General features: G+C 33.8%; 23 protein-coding genes. 14 read left to right on the top strand and 9 right to left on the bottom strand.

Annotated elements, in window-relative coordinates:
- Positions 1 to 402: 402 nt before the first annotated feature.
- Positions 403 to 1221, top strand: coding sequence for a transporter associated domain-containing protein (locus AAGD68_RS06725; RefSeq protein ID WP_253307227.1), 819 nt, complete (start codon positions 403 to 405; stop codon positions 1219 to 1221).
- Positions 1222 to 1292: 71 nt separating this feature from the next.
- On the opposite strand, the gene AAGD68_RS06720 is transcribed toward AAGD68_RS06725, so the two are convergent.
- Positions 1293 to 1529, bottom strand: coding sequence for a hypothetical protein (locus tag AAGD68_RS06720; protein ID WP_406722571.1), 237 nt, complete (start codon positions 1527 to 1529; stop codon positions 1293 to 1295).
- A 122-nt stretch (positions 1530 to 1651) separates the two neighbouring features.
- Positions 1652 to 1945: a hypothetical protein gene (locus AAGD68_RS06715; RefSeq protein WP_253307226.1), complete on the bottom strand. Its 294-nt coding sequence runs from the start codon at positions 1943 to 1945 to the stop codon at positions 1652 to 1654.
- Between the two features lie 133 nt (positions 1946 to 2078).
- On the opposite strand from AAGD68_RS06715, the gene purM reads away from it, so the two are divergent.
- On the top strand, positions 2079 to 3116 hold the full coding sequence (gene purM, locus AAGD68_RS06710) for a phosphoribosylformylglycinamidine cyclo-ligase (RefSeq protein WP_253307225.1): 1038 nt from the start codon (positions 2079 to 2081) through the stop codon (positions 3114 to 3116).
- Here purM and purC read toward each other — a convergent pair.
- Positions 3113 to 3835, bottom strand: coding sequence for a phosphoribosylaminoimidazolesuccinocarboxamide synthase (purC, locus tag AAGD68_RS06705; RefSeq protein WP_253307224.1), 723 nt, complete (start codon positions 3833 to 3835; stop codon positions 3113 to 3115). The two genes, purM and purC, sit on opposite strands and share 4 nt — an antisense overlap.
- A 74-nt stretch (positions 3836 to 3909) precedes the next feature.
- Between purC and trmD the strand changes: the two genes are divergently transcribed.
- From trmD to AAGD68_RS06650, 11 genes are all read left to right on the top strand, one after another.
- Positions 3910 to 4620: a tRNA (guanosine(37)-N1)-methyltransferase TrmD gene (gene trmD, locus AAGD68_RS06700; protein WP_264328690.1), complete on the top strand. Its 711-nt coding sequence runs from the start codon at positions 3910 to 3912 to the stop codon at positions 4618 to 4620.
- Positions 4604 to 4981 (top strand): 50S ribosomal protein L19, encoded by a 378-nt coding sequence (gene rplS / locus AAGD68_RS06695; RefSeq protein WP_253307222.1) that lies wholly within the window; start codon positions 4604 to 4606, stop codon positions 4979 to 4981. Before trmD ends, rplS begins: the two co-directional genes overlap by 17 nt.
- 249 nt (positions 4982 to 5230) lie before the next feature.
- Complete coding sequence (locus tag AAGD68_RS06690; protein WP_253307221.1) at positions 5231 to 6481, top strand: PstA family ABC transporter permease; 1251 nt, start codon at positions 5231 to 5233, stop codon at positions 6479 to 6481.
- A 6-nt stretch (positions 6482 to 6487) separates the two neighbouring features.
- The gene (locus tag AAGD68_RS06685; RefSeq protein ID WP_264687850.1) at positions 6488 to 7285 is read left to right on the top strand and encodes a phosphoribosylformylglycinamidine synthase subunit PurQ; all 798 of its coding nucleotides are present in this window, start codon (positions 6488 to 6490) and stop codon (positions 7283 to 7285) included.
- Between the two features lie 705 nt (positions 7286 to 7990).
- A complete protein-coding gene (locus AAGD68_RS06680; protein WP_264687851.1) occupies positions 7991 to 8167 on the top strand; it encodes a hypothetical protein in 177 nt (58 codons plus the stop codon).
- Complete coding sequence (locus AAGD68_RS06675; RefSeq protein ID WP_264687852.1) at positions 8161 to 8478, top strand: recombinase family protein; 318 nt, start codon at positions 8161 to 8163, stop codon at positions 8476 to 8478. Before AAGD68_RS06680 ends, AAGD68_RS06675 begins: the two co-directional genes overlap by 7 nt.
- Before the next feature lie 31 nt (positions 8479 to 8509).
- Positions 8510 to 8998: a recombinase family protein gene (locus AAGD68_RS06670; protein WP_264328685.1), complete on the top strand. Its 489-nt coding sequence runs from the start codon at positions 8510 to 8512 to the stop codon at positions 8996 to 8998.
- 89 nt (positions 8999 to 9087) lie between these two features.
- Positions 9088 to 9375, top strand: a complete 288-nt coding sequence (locus tag AAGD68_RS06665; RefSeq protein ID WP_253307215.1) for a zinc ribbon domain-containing protein — start codon at positions 9088 to 9090, stop codon at positions 9373 to 9375.
- Positions 9368 to 9784, top strand: coding sequence for a hypothetical protein (locus AAGD68_RS06660; RefSeq protein WP_253307214.1), 417 nt, complete (start codon positions 9368 to 9370; stop codon positions 9782 to 9784). Before AAGD68_RS06665 ends, AAGD68_RS06660 begins: the two co-directional genes overlap by 8 nt.
- A gap of 248 nt (positions 9785 to 10032) precedes the next feature.
- Entirely contained in the window at positions 10033 to 10632 is a 600-nt protein-coding gene (recR, locus tag AAGD68_RS06655; RefSeq protein ID WP_253310001.1) for a recombination mediator RecR, read from the top strand.
- A gap of 3 nt (positions 10633 to 10635) precedes the next feature.
- Positions 10636 to 11856: a P-loop NTPase fold protein gene (locus tag AAGD68_RS06650; protein ID WP_341814216.1), complete on the top strand. Its 1221-nt coding sequence runs from the start codon at positions 10636 to 10638 to the stop codon at positions 11854 to 11856.
- Positions 11857 to 11901: 45 nt separating this feature from the next.
- Here AAGD68_RS06650 and AAGD68_RS06645 read toward each other — a convergent pair whose 3' ends face one another.
- Positions 11902 to 12618, bottom strand: a complete 717-nt coding sequence (locus tag AAGD68_RS06645; protein ID WP_253307212.1) for a hypothetical protein — start codon at positions 12616 to 12618, stop codon at positions 11902 to 11904.
- 79 nt (positions 12619 to 12697) lie between these two features.
- Positions 12698 to 14008 (bottom strand): pyruvate dehydrogenase complex dihydrolipoamide acetyltransferase, encoded by a 1311-nt coding sequence (locus AAGD68_RS06640; protein ID WP_265045554.1) that lies wholly within the window; start codon positions 14006 to 14008, stop codon positions 12698 to 12700.
- A gap of 70 nt (positions 14009 to 14078) precedes the next feature.
- On the opposite strand from AAGD68_RS06640, the gene AAGD68_RS06635 reads away from it, so the two are divergent.
- A complete protein-coding gene (locus AAGD68_RS06635) occupies positions 14079 to 14570 on the top strand; it encodes an SH3 domain-containing protein (RefSeq protein WP_264687854.1) in 492 nt (163 codons plus the stop codon).
- Here the strand turns inward: AAGD68_RS06635 and AAGD68_RS06630 are convergent.
- From AAGD68_RS06630 to AAGD68_RS06615, 4 genes are all read right to left on the bottom strand, one after another.
- Entirely contained in the window at positions 14567 to 14779 is a 213-nt protein-coding gene (locus AAGD68_RS06630) for a hypothetical protein (protein ID WP_253307210.1), read from the bottom strand. The two genes, AAGD68_RS06635 and AAGD68_RS06630, sit on opposite strands and share 4 nt — an antisense overlap.
- Before the next feature lie 126 nt (positions 14780 to 14905).
- Positions 14906 to 15070, bottom strand: coding sequence for a hypothetical protein (locus AAGD68_RS06625; protein WP_265016560.1), 165 nt, complete (start codon positions 15068 to 15070; stop codon positions 14906 to 14908).
- A gap of 111 nt (positions 15071 to 15181) precedes the next feature.
- Entirely contained in the window at positions 15182 to 18052 is a 2871-nt protein-coding gene (locus AAGD68_RS06620; protein WP_341814215.1) for a hypothetical protein, read from the bottom strand.
- Positions 18033 to 20387, bottom strand: a complete 2355-nt coding sequence (locus tag AAGD68_RS06615; RefSeq protein WP_264687856.1) for a type VI secretion protein — start codon at positions 20385 to 20387, stop codon at positions 18033 to 18035. Before AAGD68_RS06615 ends, AAGD68_RS06620 begins: the two co-directional genes overlap by 20 nt.
- Between the last annotated feature and the right edge of the window lie 36 nt (positions 20388 to 20423).

The raw sequence follows: 20423 nt of genomic DNA, 5'->3' as shown, positions 1-20423 counted from the left end.
TCTATTTTATCTATTTTTCTGTATACTAAAGTATAGTAGTAATAATAGTTCTATCAACAACTTGTTACTAACTTAAAATTCAGTAAAAATTGACGTTGTTTAATTTGTGGATAAATATGTTAACAACTTCTATATGCTATTGATTTTCTGTTATGATTTATGTGTATAAGTAAGATGTTCAGAGTGTTAGTAATTTTCTTTTATGGAAAACATTTTACCATCATGCATTGTTACATAACTATGTATATGTCGTTGAAAAAACTGTTGATCAATTGTTGGTATTTTATATCAACAAATAATTCACAAATTAATTTGACATTATTCACATGCTTATTAAACATTTAATAACAGTTTTCTTGATAAATCTGATCTGAAAACGTTTTTGCCATTACAGGGAATAAATTGAGTAAAAAAGGAACCTTAGTAGAAAAAATAGCATATAGAATTTTTCTCTTCCTTTTCAAAAAAGCTTCTGTGTTGAAAAAGTGTGCGACTGAAGCATTAATGAAAGATCTGCCAGACCTTAATATATTTAATGGTCTATTAAAATTCCGCGATTGTGGTATAATGGATATAATGACTCCACGTACAGAGATATGCGCAGTAGACATTGAGTCAAGCGAGCGTGAAATAATAAAGAAGATAAAAAACACTTGCCACACTAAAATACCAATTTATAGAAATAACTTTGATAACGTAATAGGCTTTTTTTATGTAAAAGATGTTATTTTTAATAGGGATAAAAATTTTAATCTGAGAAATATTATACAAAGCGTAATATTTGTTCCGCCCTCGATGAAGACAACTAATCTTTTTGTTAGGATGAAATCTTCTAAGTCATACTTAGCTATTGTATTGGATGAATATGGTGGAACTGATGGTTTAATTTCAATGACCGATCTTATAGAGGAGCTAATACCAAACATTGATAGTGAGAACGAAATAAATTCAGAATATACCATTACTGAATTGTCTCAAAATAAGTTTGAAGTGTCAGCAAGGGTTCTTATAAAGGATATAGAAGAGGATCTAAAAATAGAATTACGTGACCCTGAAGAAGACTATGTTACACTTGGTGGTTTGATTCTTTCGATTGCTGGTAAAGTGCCTTCTGTAGATGAAGTCATTAAATATAAAAATGGTATGAAGTTTATCATCAAAGATGCAAATGAGCGCTACATTAATAAAATAGTACTAGACTTAAGTGATTACAAAAATTAGATTTGGTACCCCTTGTCGGGGAATGTCTTGCCTTGAAACGAAGAAAAAGTTGTAATAACCAAATATGCAACTCAAGGTATAGTTAAACCTATCTCCAGCAAATTATTTTCGCAAGTACAATGCATTTCAGTTTTATAGTACTCTAATAATAAAGAGGTCATATAGATATTAATATCTTTTGTATTTAAATTAGTGTCATTTTTTTTGATTAATTTGTCTACTAATGATTTGCTTATTGGTTTGTGTTCATTTAGAATTTTTATAGTTAATAGCATTTTATCTTCTGTTTGACTCAGTAAAACAGACACTAGTTCAACTTCCGCCACTGCGCTGGCTATAGTTAGCACCATATTAGAAATTATCTTATTTATCTTTTCAATTAAATCTTCCTTATTTTTTGCAGAGTATGCGTCTATTTTCCACGTAAGCTTTACTTTTTTTTTAATAAATAATTTTCGATATTAGATTTGGTCTGATCAAAGCTGTAATTATCTGCTGAAGAAGAATATGCCTGCTTCATAACTTTATGTTTATATATTAAATCATCGGAGCTTTCTTTAAGAAACGACAACGCTTCCTTCTGCGCATCAGCATCGTTCTTATCTATTACTTCAAGCTCTTCTAAGCCAAACATTATTCCATTCATAGAGTTAGCAAAGTCATGAAGCAGCCGTCCTGATAGCAGCTCCGTTATTAACAGTATGTTTTTGATGTTTTTGTTCATTGGATAATTATAAATGATTTAAGTTACCCTATATTGGTAAACATATAATAGTCAATTAAGAGAAAGTTTCGTTGCATTTTTTATATCAAGGCATTAATATAGTATTAACAATTTTAAAATTTATAGAAGGATTATGAATACTTATATCAGATCAGGAATAGATCTTGAACTATATAATAAGTTAATAAAAGAAGTCAAGCCTATTGCTCAAGAAACTACTAGAGAAGAAGTAATCAGCGAAATAGGTTCATTTTCTGCGTTGTTTGATTTTGCTGCACTAAGTAAGAAATATGACCATCCAGTACTTGTTTCCTCAACTGATGGAGTAGGTACGAAACTATTGATAGCTCAAGAAGTGAATAGGCATGATACTATAGGTATAGATTTAGTTGCAATGTGTGTAAATGACTTACTTGCACAAGGAGCAACGCCTTTATTTTTCCTTGATTACTTTGCAACAGGTGTTTTGAGCAAGGACGTTTTATTATCTGTGGTCCAAGGCATTGCAAAGGGGTGCAAGCAAGCTAAAATAGCATTGGTTGGTGGGGAAACTGCAGAAATGCCTGGAATGTATGATAATAATCACTATGACCTTGCAGGGTTTGTGGTTGGTGTAGTTGATCGAAAGCAAATTCTTCCAAACTGTAGCATGATGAAAGTAGGTGATTATATAGTTGGCTTAGAGTCAAGTGGAATTCACTCAAATGGGTTTTCTTTGGTGCGCCATATTTTCAAAGGCTTAGGTATAAATTATAACGACTCATCTCCATGGAATAATCAGCTTTGGAAAGAAGTGTTGCTCGAACCAACAAAAATATATGTTGATTCTTTGTTGCCTATTATGCCAAAGGTAAAAGGCATTGCACATATAACAGGTGGTGGCTTGATAGATAATATTCCGCGGATTCTTCCAAAAAACTTATTTGCAAACATAGACATTAATTCCTGGAAATGGCCAGATATATTTTTATGGCTAACAAAGGAGGGTAAAATAGAGAAGAAAGAAATGCTAAAAACATTTAATTGTGGTATTGGCATGGTATTGATCGTAAGTCCTGAGAATATGCAAAACGTGAAAAATCATTTCCAAAAACGTGGAGAAAAAATTGAAATTATTGGAAAACTTGATGAGGCATGTAACCCTCCACTTGATAGAGTAGTATTTAGTTAGTCTAACTTTACTGACAGTCTTTTTGCAACTTCTAGGTACGCTTCCTTTAAATCTCCTAAATTCAAACGAAAGACGTCTTTATCTAGCTTTTTATAAGTATTTTTATCCCATAACCTGCAGTTATCAGGGCTGATTTCATCGGCTAAAATGATTTTAGTACTGTCATTTATTAATCTGCCAAATTCTAACTTGAGATCAACTAAATATATACTTGCATTTGAAAATAGGTGGACTAAGATTTCGTTGATTTTTAAAGTTGTAGTTTTAACTTCATCCATTTCTTTGCTAGATAGCCAATCAAAATACAGTATGTGATTTTCATTCACCATTGGGTCGGCTAGGTCATCATTTTTGTAAAAAAACTCGATTATAGGAGATGTAAGTGCCTCACCTTCTTTGATATTAAAACGTTTGCAAAAGCTGCCAGCTGCAACATTTCTAACTACCACCTCAAGAGGTATTATCTTGAGCTTTTTGACTAGCTGTTCTCTTTCGTTTAGAGTTTTTATAAAGTGCGTGCTAGTTCCTGCTTCTTCAAGCTTTTCCATGATAAAAGCACTAACATGATTATTAATTATTCCTTTGCCCTCAATAATTTCATATTTTTTCTTATTGAATGCTGTAACATCATCTTTAAAGTGCTGTATAACAGTTGATGAGTCTTCAGTTTCAATAATGGCTTTCGCTTTACCTTCGTATATTGTTTTATTCAGTGACATGCTTAATTTAACTATATATTATATCAATTTACTGTTCTTAGAGTATAGCTCCAAATAACTTAAAATAAACCTTAATGGCATTCAATGTTACAATATTAACCATATTTCCAGAAATGTTCCCCGGGTTTTTGAACTATTCTCTTGCCGGAAAAGCGTTAGAAAAAAAAATATGGAACCTTGAAGTAATAAATATTCGTTCTTTTGCGAAAGATAAACATTCAACTGTGGATGATGTTCCATATGGAGGTGGAGCAGGAATGGTTATGCGTTCTGATGTAGTTGGTGATGCAGTAGATAGTATGCTCTCTGTTCATAAAAACACTAAGTTTATTTACATGACTCCATCTGGAACTAAGTTTAATCAGAATATTGCCAGAGAATTATTAGAGTTTCCTCATATAACAATATTGTGTGGTCGATTTGAAGGTATTGACCAAAGGATAATTGATGCGTATACTCCTTATGAATTAAGTATCGGAGATTATATACTTTCAGGAGGTGAGCCAGCTGCGATGGTGGTTCTCGATGCATGCATTAGACTTCTTCCAGGTGTAGTAAATAATTCCGATAGTATTATTGAAGAAAGTTTTAGTTATGATGGTGGTATGCTTGAATATCCTCAATATACTAGACCTGAGCAGTGGAAGGGATATAAAGTACCTGAGGTTTTGTTATCTGGCAATCACAAAAAAATAAGTGATTGGAGGCAGAAGCAGTCTCATGTTATAACAAAAAAGCGTAGGCCTGAATTATTGAATGGAGAGATAAATGACAAATTTACTTAAAAAATTTAACGAACAGCAAATGCAAGTGTTAGCTAAAGAAATACCAGAATTTCGTCCTGGTGATGATTTGAAGGTCACTTTTAAAGTAGTTGACGGTGCAAGTGAACGTATACAGATATTTGGAGGTGTATGTATATCAAAAAGGAACCGCGGGTTGCATTCTTCTTTTGCAGTCAGAAAAGTGAGCCATGGAGAAAGTATAGTGTCTCAATTTTTTGTTTATTCTCCTGCACTGGTTTCAGTGCAAGTGACAAGAAAAGGAAAGGTTCGTAGAGCAAAACTGTATTATCTATGCAAACTATTTGGAAAAGCTGCAAGGATCAAAGAGCGTACTACTTATGTTAAAAAGAAATCTAAGTAGATACAATAGGGAGTGATGTCAATTGTGTCATCCCAGCACTTCCCCAGTGTCATCCAAGTAGCTGATACTGGGATCTACCTTATTCTATATCATGGATGTTATTTTTAGCATGGAGTCTGTTACCAATTGCCTGATTTGTAAATATTTTTATAACTGGATTCCAGTGTCAAGCACTGGAATGACATCAACGTTTATTAAACTGGACGTTTGTACAGCTGTGGGCTTGACGATAGGATCCAGGGAAAATAAATGAGTATAAAGAAAAAATTCCTTAAATTACTTCAGTCAAGGCGTGTACATGCTCGTATAAAAAGGAAAAATAAAAAGAACAGAGCGTTACGCTTTTGCTCTTTCACGGCACTAGTTATCTCACTTGGCTGTCCTGTGTGTATATTGTTGAGTATATTAGTTAACTCTTACAGTGCCTTAACAGTAACGAAAATTTTATTGCCAATTGAAATAAGTGCTGATCTTACTTTAACAAATAATCCTAGTGATTTGCGGTATAAGTCCATTGGCTTACTCAACGATTCTTTACGTAAGGTGTTTAAAGGAACTGATTTTAAAGACAGTGACGAAATTTTAAGTCGTAATTCTTACAAAGAACTAGAGAAATTTTTTCGTAAGAAAGTAAAAGATAGTGGTGAATATGAGATCTGGTTTACCGCGTCAAGTATAATTAATTCAATAAATAAAGATAAACATTTGAATGATCGTTATGCTAAATTACTTGATTGGCTAAAAGAAAAGAGGAGAGTGAAAAAATTTTTTAATAAGTCTTTATTCCTTAAATCTGACTCTCGTGAACCTGAGAATGCAGGGATTTTAGGGGCATTTATCGGTTCATTAATGACAATTATAGTGTGCCTAGCATTAGCATTACCAATAGGAATTATGTCGGGCATCTGTCTTTACGAATTTATGCCTAAAAATAGGCTAATGACTAATATTGTAGAAATTAGCATGAATAATCTTGCTGCAGTGCCTTCAATAATATTTGGTGTAGTGGGCTTAACTCTCTATCTTGGCATATTTGGGCTACCGCGCTCTTCACCACTTGTTGGTGGAATGACTCTTTCATTTATGATGTTACCTAATATTATAATTGCAACAAAAAATGCCTTTGCGAATGTTCCTATTACGATAAAAGATGCAGCGTTTGCGCTCGGTGCGCCTCACATCAAGGTGATATTAGATCACTCTTTACCGATTGCGTTACCAAGAATAATACATGGTACTGTGCTTGCAATTGCAAGGATTTTAGGTGAATCTTCCCCTTTACTTATGATAGGTATGGTGGCATTTATTGCTGATACACCTACGTCCTTTTTCGATCCGGCGACTGTTCTGCCTGTGCAAATATACATATGGTCAAGTAGTCCTGAAATTGCATTTATTGAACTTGCTGCTATTGCAATTATAGCTTTATTATTGGTGTTATTTGCGTTAAATTTAGTAGCAAATTTTGTAAAAAAGAAATTCGAATTTTTTAATTTTTAGCAATTCATGAAAATCACAGTCCTATCTGGTTATGGCTTAAATTGCGAAAAAGAAACCGCATTTGCATTTATGGAATGCAGCAGAAAACTTGGTATTAGTAATATTGAAGTAAAAATCGTTCACATTAATGATATCATAGATAATCCAAGTGAACTGAAATTAAGCAATATACTTGCAATTCCAGGAGGTTTTTCCTATGGTGATAACACTGGTGCTGGTAATGCGTTTGCTTTACGTATTAAAAACAACTTGTTGGATGAGTTTCAAGAGTTTTTATCTCAGGACAAGCTGATTATAGGAATATGTAATGGTTGTCAGATATTAGTAAAATTAATTCCAGAGTTCTCTAGTCTAGCTTTAATCCATAATGATATAGGCAATTATCAATGCCGTTGGATTAGAGTGGGAGTTAATCCGCAGAGTAATTCTGTTTGGCTACGGGGCCTGAGTGAACTATATCTCCCTATTGCTCATGGGGAAGGCAAATTTTTTATGGATCAAGATATTTTGAACCAATTGATTGAGAGCAATTCCACCGCATTACGTTACATTGATGAAAATGGCAACTATGCTAACCTACAATTTCCTTACAATCCGAACGGATCTACATACGACCTAGCAGCTTTATCAGATAAAAGTGGAAGAGTGCTAGCTTTAATGCCCCATCCAGAGAGGGGAATATTTTTTACTCAGCAAGATAATTGGCCTCTTGAAAAAGAAAAGAGCAAGCGTTTAGGTATTGCTGTGCCAAAATATGGTGATGGAATGCTTATATTTGAAAATGCACTAAAGTATTTTTGTTAAAATTTATTGGTAGGGGTTTATGGTCGAAATTATCCCCTGATATTGCAAAAAATTACTTTACAAGTTTCGCCAGTCCCCTTATTATGATAATAAGGGTATTTATGACTCAAAACTTGTTTTTGACCTGCAGGCTCAATGACAAAATTCAGTAAAAAACTCAGGGTATTTATTGGCGGATTACATAAAATTATAGCGGCTGCATGTCTTTTTTATTTTTTCTACATTCAGCCAAATCGCGCTTATTTTAAGCGTTAGCACATTATTACAGCGCCACTTACAGTAATATAGAGTCAAAACTCGCACCACGGGAGTTCTTTGCCTTTTTTTTTATTTGGTAAATTTCTTAATGTTTGTAGCTAAAGCAACTTAAGAGACCGAAAATGGTGTCATTCCAGCGCGTGACGCTGGAATCTAGTCTTTATTATGCAGCCACTTATTTAAAGTTAAGTTTTCTGGATCCAAGTAGTCAGGGCACTGGGATGACACCTTGACGATTTGAAGAATCGTCATCCCGCTACTTGTTAGCGGCTAAGAGATACCGCGGCGGTATGACGTAGGGACTCCGCCAACAATATTGGAAGAAATCTGAAACTTGAGAAAACTATTTCCCGAAAGCTTCTACAAAAAGAACAGAGAGTTGAATTTATTTATAGAGCTAGTGATCAAATAACCATATGTCTCGATGAATAATAAATGGGAGAGCTAATGGGCAACAAGAAATTAATAGTTTGTATTCGTTGTAGTTATGAAGTGAATAGATTAGCAGAGTTGTATCTATTAGATGCATATGAAAAATTAGTGTTAAGTAAACCAATAAAAGTGAGCAAAAAGGAAGAAAACTCTGAATGTAAGAAAGTAGATTTGAGGAGGGTTAAATGGTAACAGTTAGATTATATGCAAGAGTTTCTTCAGGGAGACAAGCACAAGAAGGTACAATAGCAAGTCAAATTGCTGCTATAGAGAATCAAATTAGTATGGACGGACATAAATTATTAAATGAATATAAATTTATTGATAATGGTTCTAATATAATCCGTCCTGGTTTAGAAAAATTACGTGATAAAATAGCAGAAGGTAGCATTGATAAGGTTTATATTCATTCTCCTGATCGTTTATCTCGCAAGTATGCATATCAGATGGTATTACTTGAAGAGTTCAAGAAACTAGGAGTAGAAGTCATTTTTTTTAATTAGCGATAATCCAGAATCTCAATTACTATTACAAATGCAAGGTATGATAGCAGAATATGAACGTGCAAAAATCATGGAAGGAAGCTGCCGAGGAAAGATTTATGCAGCCAATAAGGGTTATATAAGTGTAATGAGAGCTGCTCCTTATGGCTATCATTATATAAATAAAAATACAGAGACAGGACAAGCCTTATTTGAAATTTATGAAGAAGAAGCTGAAGTTGTGCGTAAAGTATTTTTTTGGGTAGGAAGAGAAAGAGCGAGTATAGGAGAAGTATGTCGTGGGCTAAGTGCTATGTCCGTTATGACGCGAACAGGAAAAGAATATTGGGATAGGGCTGTAGTTTTGAGTATGTTAAAAAACTCTGCTTATAGAGGACAAGCAGCTTTTGGTAAAACAAGGTTAGGCGTAAAATTAAAACATATAAGACCAAAAAAAACTCCTGCGAGCAACCAAAAGATAATTATTCTACTTATCCTGTTCCAAAAGAGGATTGGATTTATATTAAAGTACCTAGTATAGTAAACGAAGATTTATTTGATATAGTTCAAGAACAATTAGCAGAGAATAGAAAAATAGCAAGAACAAGACAAAGAGGAGCAAGATATTTATTGCAAGGTTTAGTAGTATGTAAGCTTTGTAATTATGCATATTATGGTACTAGCACTGCAAGGAATAAGGAGGGAAAAAAACTAATAATCAGGTGTATTATCGTTGTATTGGCACGCCGTTTTGGTGGTAATAAAATGTGTAACAACAAATTAATTCGTACAGATACATTAGACATAGCTGTGTGGGAAGAAGTAAAGCATCTATTAAAAAATCCGAATAGAATATTAGAGGAGTATAAACGAAGACTTTCAGAACTTACCACTAGATCAAAAAAGCGCTTTGCTTGAAGCACAAGAAGATAAATTAAAACGTGGTATTGCAAGGTTAATTGATAGTGATGCTCAAGAATATATTGATCAAGAAGAATTTGAGCCAAGAATTAAAGCAATGAAACAAAACTTAAAAATGGTTGAAGAACAAAAGAAAAAAACATTTGATCAGAAAAAACTCACACAAGAGTTCACTCTAGTAGTAACAAATTTAGAGGGATTTTCCTCTAGTATTAACTCAAGTCTTGATAATGCAGACTGGCTAACTAAACGTGATATTATTAGAACGTTAGTTAAGCGAATTGAGATTAATTTTGAGGATGTGAACATCGTGTTTAGAGTGAAAGAGCTTCCAGACTCTTCTCATGGGGAGAAAAATCAATACTTGCAATGTTGTTGTAGGGGTAGTCATCCCGCTACTTGTTAGCGGGATCTAGAGATACTGCGGCGGTATGACGTCTCGCTTGGGTCAGCTATACCTTTTTTCTACTTAGTTTGGGTTATGCAAGAAGTCTATTATAATCAGGCTTTAAGTGTGCGGAAGTAATTTTTTGCATTAGAGTAAAAAATTTTTTCTATAGCTAATCAAAGTGGGGTCAAGAGAAACTTACCACTTTCTTTACAAAGGGTTTGATGTTACCATTTGATGAACTATTCTGAATTTATTGAATGAACATTAACATAAAGAATCTAGTTCATGCTTTTTCTAAATTGCCAAGTTTAGGACCATCATCATCACGCAGGTTGGTTATACATTTACTCCAAAACAAAGAGAAAGTTATGCTACCACTTGTATCTTTGATTAAAGAGCTAGCAGATCTTATAGTAGAATGTGAGATTTGCGGAAATCTAGATACTAAATCACCTTGTTCTATTTGTACTAACCCAAAACGTGACACTAAGTTACTGTGTGTAGTAGAAGAATTGGGTGATCTATGGGCGTTTGAAAAAGGAAATATATATTCAGGTTTATACCATGTTTTGGGGGGCAGATTGTCTGCAATAAACGGCATAGGTCCAAAAGAACTTAACCTTGATACTATTCTGGAAAGAGTGACAAAATCTAAAGTTGAAGAGATAATTATTGCAATTAATCCGACATTAGAGGGTCAAGTTACTGCACAATATATAATTGAATTGCTAAAAAATTTGGATGTGAAAATATCACGTCTTGCTTGCGGCATACCAATGGGCGGAGAAATTGACTATCTAGATGAAGGAACGTTAAAAGCAGCCCTCACTTCAAGACAAGAATATGAGTTAAATATAAAATAAGGTATGTGCTTAAAAAAACTTGCATCGTTAATAACGTTCAAGAAGAAAGAAACAGCGCCACCACTTCAAGTGGCGGATTGGGAAAATGACCGTCTAAACTATAAGCAATTTTCAGGCAAATTCAACACTATAATTAAAACGATTGATCAGTTTTTTACAATAATATCTTTAGAAGGATATGACGGATGGGGTAAGACGTTTTTTCTGAAAGAGTGGGTAAAAGAGTTAAAACAGCAAAATGAAATTGCAGCTTACTATAACGCATGGGATATCAATGCACTGGATCAACCACTTCCTTCTTTTTTAAATTTTCTATTTGAAGATTTATTTGCATCGTATGAAGTAAAAAGAAGCGTTATACAACAGTTCAAGAACATAAACCAAGAACTATTTTCTCTAAACACACTAGGAAAGCTGATCAGTAAATCTCCACTTGCTATGCTTTCCGTATTGCTTGACGCTACAAAAGAGGCTGATAGGAAAGATATTGGTTCTGTACTGAGAGAGTTGAATACTCTTCAAAGAAGAGAAGAAAACATTAAGGATTTTAAAACACAATTGGCAAAAGTAGTTAATAGAATTAGAAAAGACAAAAACATTTATATAATGGTGGATAATCTTGATGTGTGCCGCCCTAAATTCGTTGTCGATTTTTTGGAATCTATAAAGTATATGCTTGATGTGGAGGGGCTGGTTTTCATTATTTCTGTAAGTAAAGATAAGAGCAATGTGCATAAAGCCATTAGCACGATACTTGGACCAAATTTTGACCTAAAATCTTTTACTGATCTCTCTTTACATTTACCGAAGCAACCGATAGAAAAATTTACAAAAGAACTATTTGAAAATATTAAATTACCGAAAAAGTCAAAAAATTTGATTGTAGATAGTTTTATATTTTATGCAGAAAGCCTTTTACTATCGTTAAAAACAATAGAATACTGCGTAAAAAAAATAAAGCTGTGTCTTCTGAATTACACAAGAGAAGAATTACCTGCTCCAAATTTGTTTTCGTTTTTGGTAATACTGCAATCAGTAAATACTGATTTGTATGAGGAGTTAGATTCCTCATGTCAAAGAGCATTGGAAAAAATTGAAAATGAATATAAATCTTTAATTCTAAATGGTCAAGAGGAATGGGAAAAACTTAAAACCTCTCTAGAAGCTGCTTTTGCAGAGAAGGAATCAAAAATTAACAAAGCTATAAAGGATATAATATTTTGAAAAGATACCCTACCTTTGCATATACAAAGATAGGGTAATATTTGATTAACGCCCCTTTACTATGTTATTACCTTGTTCAAACTTTCTGATTAATTCGCTTACGTTGACATTAGATAATTTTTTACCTGCAGATTTGTCATTATGTGAAGCATCAGGTTTACGAAGGTCTTCCTTACTGTTACTCCTAGTAATATTACATCTGACAATGTTTGAATTATTAGACTTATCGCTTATATCTGAAATATTGCTTTTTTCACTACATGAAGACGAATTACTCGACATATTGTCTAAGCTAAAGCGCTTTTTACCTTGATAGATTGGATTCCAATCAAGTGGATTGTAAGCTTTAGCTTTTTTATCAAGAGTACTGCTACTAACATCACTGATACCACTATCCCCTGAATCACGGCGTTGTTTGTTAGAAGTGCTATGAATATTGTCTTTCATGAGTTTTTGCATTGTTGGGCCAAATGTTCTTCCAAGATTGCTACTTACTGTTTTATTACTATCATTTGCTTGGGAATGAGATGCATTTCGCTCAAAAATCGCTTTTATTCCAGCAAATTTAGCTTGGGAAGATTTCGGAGGAACAGGTGGAGCAACTTTCTTAAGCTTTACTATTTTTTCTAACTCATTCTGCGACGATAACTTGGTCTCTGGTGCTCTTGGTGGTACCGGTGGGGCAACCATGCCTTTTGAGTTAATCTTTCCTTCATTTTTAGGAAAAATTTTTGGATTATTTTTTTCTACTGTAGTATTCATTTTTTTACCTCTAAGCCTATTAACTAGTAGAATTATAAACTTAGAGGTATTAATTTTGTAATAACGATGCTAATAGGTTTCAAATAAGCATCGCCAGAGGACTCTCTATATAATGCTTAAAGGCATTTAAAAATTTTGCTCCTAATGCTCCATCAACTGCTCTATGGTCAACAGAAAGTGTTACTGTCATTATTTCTGCTATCTCTATTTTCTCATTCATAACAATTGGTTGTTTTTTGGATGCACCAACTGCCATAATGCAAGATTGCGGCGGATTGATTATAGCACTGAAGGCTTTTATACCAAACATTCCTAAATTGGAAATAGTAAACCCACCTCCTTGAAATTCTTCTGGCCTTAATTTTCCAGATCTTGCTCTGCTTACTAAATCTTTCACTTCTTTTGATATAGATAAAATACCCTTTTTATCAGCATTTTTTACTATAGGAGTAATTAGCCCATCTTCAAGTGCCACAGCGATTGAAATGTCTACATTCGAGTATTTAAGTATTTTATTATCTATCCACGAAGAATTTATATCAGGAAATTTTTTCATGCTGAAAGCTGCAGCTTTTATGATTAGGTCATTAATTGTTACTTTGTTATTTTCATCTGCTGAGCTAATCTCGTTTTTTAACGATATTAACTTATCAACCTGGCAGTCTACAGTTAAATAAAAATGTGGAACATTCTGTTTGGATTCAGTTAAGCGCTGTGCTATCACTTGGCGCATATTGCTTACTTCAACCATGGTATCTTCCTCGGGCCTTTCACGACTTTCAATGCGTGTACCACTACCTAAAGACTCCAACACATCAGCCTTAATTATGCGACCATATGGTCCTGTACTTTTTAATTGCTGCACATTAACCCCTTCATTTTGAGCTATTTTCTTAGCTAATGGGCTTATTTTTATTCTACCTTCTACATAACCCTCTGTCATCTGAGTAGCTGACACTGGTTCTTTTCTTCTGGATTCCAGCGTCACGCGCTGGAATGACACCGAAGAATGACTTGTTGGCTTTCCGTTTAAATCTTGGTGTTCTGATTTTTGATTATCAACAGCACTTTTTGTCACTTCCTTTTTAACTGCACTATTGATGGAAGTTGAAGTATAGTTGTTAAGTGCACTTTCATCTTCTCCTTCTTCCAGCATTAAAGCTATTGGTTGATTTACAGGCACGCCACTTGTTCCTTCTGTTACTAAAATTTTTGCTAAAACTCCTTCATCTATAGATTCAAACTCCATTATGGCTTTATCAGTCTCTATCTCAGCAATTACGTCGCCTACTTCAACTTTGTCTTGTTCTTTTTTATGCCACTTGACAATTTTTCCTCCAGTTTTGCTCATTGTCGGTGAAAGAGCAGGCATTAATATTTCTATAGGCATTGATTTTGCATTTAAAGATCTATTCAATTTTTAATTTACTCTTTATCTTATGTCAATCTAATCGTGAATTATGATGAATAAGTCTGTTACACTATCCCTCACGTCATCCCAGTGCGTGACACTGGGATCTTGGTTCAGTACTATTATCCTATTGTTTTTATTATTTAGTCATAGCTTGTTTGCTAATAACTTTGTTTCAACAAAGTCAAACAAAATCAACATGAGAACAGGGCCAGGGTTTCACTATCCTGTAAAATGGATATACACTTGCAAAAATCTGCCCCTGAAAGTGATAGAAGAGTTTGAGAGTTGGAAAAAGGTCTGCGATATAGATGAAGACTGCGGATGGATAAAAGGCAATCTGCTTAGTGATAAGCACCACGCAATGATAAAAGAAGATACTTATGGATATCAAAAACAGAGTGTAGACAGCAAGATTACTATGAAAATAGACAAGTTCGTTGTAATGAAAATAGAAAAATGCAACGAAGAATGGTGCTTTCTTTCCACCCCAAAACGTAAAGCATGGGTACAAAAAAAACATATATATGGGGTTGATTAGGTTGATAAAGGATCTGGATTAACACTAGTTTCCGGACCTTCTGTAGCAGACTCTTCAGATGAAGCAGGAGTTGCACTAACTTCTTGAGGTTCTGGAGAATTATTTTGCCATATAGTGCTGTCACAAAAACTCTGTAACATCTCCTCAGCAGATGAGTTTAAAATTTGTACAATAGACTTTTCACTTTGTTCTCTTAGCGATTGATCCATTCTAGAAATCAACTTAAGAAACTCACTACCTGATTTTTCAGCTTCACTTTTTATTTTGCTTTCTATGCTTGCAATATTACCTTGATCAATTTCTTCTTTTGTTATGTTGAATGAATTTGCAACATCTTAATATCCAATCTTGCAATTTCCACAACCAATTATGCAAAAAGCAATAGAATTAGATATTTCATTTGCAGCCCACTTATGTATAGTGGTAGCCAAATAATTGTCATGGTATTTAATGCTAAATTGTTGTTCTATTAGCTCAGAAATTTTATTCTTTAGAGACATAAAGCACCCTCCTACATTCGTTATACCTTTTTGTTAAGATACACCATTTACTACATGCTTTACTTTAATTAATTATTAAAACGAGAGCATAATTTTCAGAGTTATATCTTTTTACCTTAACAATTCTTTTTTGATTTCCTCTTCAACTTTCTCTCTTATATTCATATTAAGGTCCTTCGTCGAAAAATCAGTCATAGCTTCAAGATCATATAGATCTCTTGTCACTTTTTCAATAGCATCATTTATTTCTTCTTTGTCAAATTCCTTTATAATAGGTCTAATCTTCACATACCCTGGAGAGCCTTTACCATAAATTTCTTTGCTTTTATAAATGCAACCACCTGCACCAGGTTTACTGCTTCTCAAACCACTTCCACACTCTATTATTTCATACTTGACTTGACCATCTTCTATATATGTTATTTTATTATCTTCAGTAGACTTCAATGCACTTGCTGGTATGACTGTTTTTTCTAACTCTAAACTCGGTTCATGAATTATTGTGTCCCGATAACTTGTATGTTCAGGACCATATGTTCTATACATACCTCCACCTGCAACAGTGATTAATGGCTTGCAATCTTGTTTGTCTGAACGACACATTTTTATAAAAATAGGTCCTCCGTCCTTATCTGAGGAGTTATTTTCCTGGTTACCCCCTCCCTCTGTAACTTTCACCTTAATTACAGGATAATTAGGGTCAATTTTCAGTTTAGCTTTAATATAATCGCCTGGCATTCCTGCTCTACTTTCAGTGGAACATACAGAAGATTCGCAGTTAATAGGTGTATCTTTTATATGACCTGCTTCACCACTTCCCCACGCTTCTATTTCAACACGATCAAATTTTATTGATAAGTCATCTGTATAAACATCTTTATTTTCATGATCATAGGATTTTTCATTATTTTTTTCAAGATCTGGTTTCTTATTTTTCAGCTGTTTCTTGATTATCTCTTTTAATTTCTTTTTGAGACCTTCTAAATCGAACCTACACAATTTATCAGCGTAAAAGACCTCTGTTCTATCTGCTTTAATCAGTTGATCTTTTAATTGTGTACACTTTTGTACTTCATTTTTTTCATCTCTTAATACTTTACCATCCTTATCTTTACAATCCACTTCCTCATACCTTAAGTAGAATGGCTTATCATTTTCATTTTTATTCAAATATTGTTTTGAACGGCTGCATTTTCCATCAGAGCAGATGCAACCATCATCACCTTGATTACATTTTTCTCTATGCTCTACATCCGTCAATTTGTATACTACTTTCAGTCCTTTACCAGATTTAAATGCCTTGTCTATCTCATCATTTCTTTTTACACAGTAACTGCATTTCCCCTTTTCCTGTTTATTGTCGTCAGGGAAGAAAACATACCCTTGCTTATTAAATATTATTTTATCCAACTGATCTTGAAGTCTTTTTATTTTTAAGAGGTCGACTGTTTCCCTTTCCTTGCTTGGAAGATAATAGAACCGATTTGATTCCTTTGAATAAACAGCATTGTATTTAATATATTTTGTTCCCATTAATTTTAGTGGTATTATTTTATTTTCTCTTTCAAGAACAAACTCTTCTGGTTCTGGCTGCCATCCAGAAAGACAAAGCATTCTACTGTTAGAATTTTCTTTATATTTTATTTCTACTTCTGGTTGTCCTAAGCTGTTCAATTTGCATTTATTTCCTTGAAACTCTTTACATTCTGTTTCAATATCAGGAACATAGTCATATTCTTTCAGAACTTTAAATTGTTGCGGATTACTTTCTAATATACCTTCTATAATATTATCAATATAACTTTTTTCGTTATTACTATCAGTTGTTTTTTTAACTATTCTCGGTTTTACTACCTTTAAAGATAGAGGGCCAATGTTTGTAGAAGAACCAGCATTAACATTAAAAGTACATAAACCATTGCTGTAGGTTCCACGTGCTTCATAAGTACAAGTGTTCTCACTCATCTTCATTCTTATCTTTAACGTGTTACTCTGTTTTCCAGGCGTGTTACTTTTTACTATCTCTACTACTTCAGGCTCTGGAGTAGGTGGTGCCGGGAAACAGCGGACGAACTGTGGATTTTTTTCATCTATACTTTGAGTTCCAAGGTATTCAGCGCAGAGCTTATCTTTTTCTCTATAAGTTTTGAAGTAGTACGTGATGCCATCTTTGTCTAAAATAGAGCGCCACTCAGCTTTATCTTCTCCATACCCTTTAGGGAAATCTAATTTTTCTCCAATCTCTCCGTCTCCTCCTTTCAGATCACCAATGATTACCTTAACTTTAGGGTTAAAGTAATCATTGTCTTCATCTGTTATAGGAACAATTCTAACTTGTGGAGGTGACATCGCAAGTTGCTCACAGAACGGAGGGGGGCCAGGTGCAAGTGGCACAGGGGCACATTTTACTTTTTCCTGATAGCAAGTATCACAAACATTTTCCATTTCTCCAGGGCGAAAGATATTTTCCCCTGAAAAAACTCTAGAATCCCATGCAGAAATACCTGATATACAAGCACCCTTTTGACTGCAAGCGCATATTTTAGGAGAGTTAGCGAATCTTCTTTTTTCCTCATCAGTAACACCATCTGCCCATTCCCACTCAAGACCCCGTGTCACCTGTCCATGAATTTTTCCACCATTCAGCATTTTATCCCCTCCCCAGTCAATAAAAGCTGCAGCAGAAACACCCCCACCTGTACTTTGTGTTCCATATATTTGGCGGCAGGATTCCCCGCTTTGTAAGTCATAACAATAACTTTTTCCATCATAAGCACATACTCTAATTTTAGGATTAAAATAGCCATCAACTCCTTGATCTTTTATTGCTTGTACTTTAATTTCTTTTACCCAATCTCCGCTAACTATTGCTTCGAACCAAGTATTACTCGTTACAAAATTCGGACAATCAGCATATCCTTGATACGAAAGACCAAGTATCAAAAAGAACATCAATAAGAAATTAAGCTTTACACTTCTCATAAAACACCGGTAACCACTCATTAACTTCTTCTCCTTTTTCCTTTATTGCCTCGTACATATACTTTATCGTCTCTTTGTTAGCTGAAAGTACATGTATTTCTTGCATATTCTTTAAATCTAAATTTAAAGTTACTAACCCTTTATACTGCTTTATCAAAAATAAACCTTCCTGTGTTGGCGTCTGCAGAATTATATTCAGCTCCTCTTTCGATAAAGAAAATGCTTTCATGTATAACCTATTTGCATTGACGTTTGGCATCAAGATCCTTGTATCAACATGTTTATCTAAATATTGAGTAAATTTGCTAGCAAATGCGAGGTTTAAGTTTTCAGTACTTAGGATTACTACAACATTTAGTTCCGTCATTCTTTGCATCCAGTTATCAAACTCTTTCTCTGTAGGAAAGATATTACTTATCTCCCATGCTTCATCCAAAACAAGTATTGCAGGCGAGCCATCACATTTTGCCTCAAAAGAATATAAAAAATAGTAAAGTATCACGGACATACATTCTTTTCGTTTTGTGAGGTTTGCGGTGTTGAGAGATATAATTTTTGTTTCCCAGTCAATATCTGATTCATTACCATCTTGAAATAAGTAAGCAAACTCACCACCGTCACACCATCTACTTATTTTACCCCCGAGGAGCAAAAGCACCTCAGAAATTTGCGCAATAGAACGTGACTCCTTGGGTATAGCAAATATAGAATCCACAATTTTTCTTATCTTTTCTTCTACGTCCACCAAGCTCGTATCGGCTACCATTCTTTTGATCAGTTCAACCAACATATTGCGATTGGAAGCACTATCTTCAATGTTTAGTGGATTAAATTTTAGGCTTTTGTCCTTATACTTCGGATCGATTATATAATATTTACCACTCACTGCTTTAGTAAAAATTATCGACTTTCCAGTGTTATCCAATATGACAATTCTTGGGTTAAACTTTCTTGATTCTGATAATAGGAAATTAATGAGTGAAGTTCTGCCTGAATTTGGAGCTCCAAGTATCGTAGTATGGCCATTATTTCTTTTTCCATAGAAATTAAAGAAGTAAGGATTTCCTTCTTTTGAGAAAAAAACTGTTACCGCTTCTTTCCACCTTCCTCCTTTTAATGTACCTGACGTAAAATCATGCAGCATAGCAAAACTGCAAGCATATTTTGCTAATATATTTTTCGGTTGTGTAATAAAGGTAAAATTGCCCGGAAGTTGTGCCCAAAAATGACTTTCCATATGTAGATCAGTTCTAAATATCATGAAGCCAATTAATGACATTATAGAAGATAAATCACTAATATTTTCGGCTAACTTATTCCTATCGTCTGCAAATATTGTAAAAATAATTTTCTGTTGGCAGAAGTCTAGACTAGAGGTCTTTTCAAGCTCTATTATTTCTTCAATTCCTGAGCTTTTAAGTAAGGTATTATCCTCACTAATTTGCAGCATGTTAATTTGTTTATTAAATTCTTTTATTGCCTTACTATTACTAGTAAATATCATTATTTCTGTAATGATAAATTCAGATTCAAGCTGCAAGCACCTATCTATATTGCCTAAGGAGATTTCTCGGTATTCCTTTATGCTGAAAACAGAGCCAAATTTCTGTTGATTTTCAAAGATTGTCTGAAACGTATTGAAACCAAAAGCTATTTTAAAATTTCTAATATATTGCGACAGGTCCCTTTCATGTATTGGATAATCTTTGTGCGTTAATGTAACAATATAGTGGAGAAATTCTATCATTTCAGAATATATTTTACCTTCACTAAATCTTAGACCCAGTTTTTTAGCTCCAAAAGGTCCTAAATCATCGTGAATTAAGTCAGTTATCTTTTGCAACTCCTGGTGGCTTTCTTGTAAAGACAGCTTATGCTTATTCTTTATTCTATTAAAAAAAAATGAATTATTAGTATGCTTACCAAAATCGCTAAACAATATTACAATATATAATTCATTTATATACTGTAATTTACTATCAGTGAGTTTATCAAACCGCGCTGAATGTAGCTTATCAGAGAAGTCTTCAGTTTTATTCCATTTTAAGCTCAATTTATTGCGCTTTCGGACAGTATGAATCCAAACGGTAAAATATAGGCTATTAATATTTTTTGATATGCTTTTTCTAATTTCAGTTCTAAGGTCGCTGTAATTATCAACAGAAGAATAATCTTCTAACTTGATTATTTTTAACAACTCTCCCTGTTTTGTTAGTATAGTTTCTTCATTGTAATGACAAGCATAAGGAATGAAATCTAAATCAATGCTCTCTAGTAATGCTAAGTTGTTCTTTTTTTCAAACTTAGAGTTAATTGCTTGTACTTTTAGCTGCATATGCGTATTCAATAAAGATAATTAAAAAAGATAAAA

This window comes from Wolbachia endosymbiont (group A) of Machimus atricapillus (assembly GCF_964027095.1).
Lineage (GTDB): Bacteria > Pseudomonadota > Alphaproteobacteria > Rickettsiales > Anaplasmataceae > Wolbachia.
The sequence above is the reverse complement of the archived record's forward strand: the minus strand, read 5'-3'. Positions and strand labels throughout refer to the sequence as shown.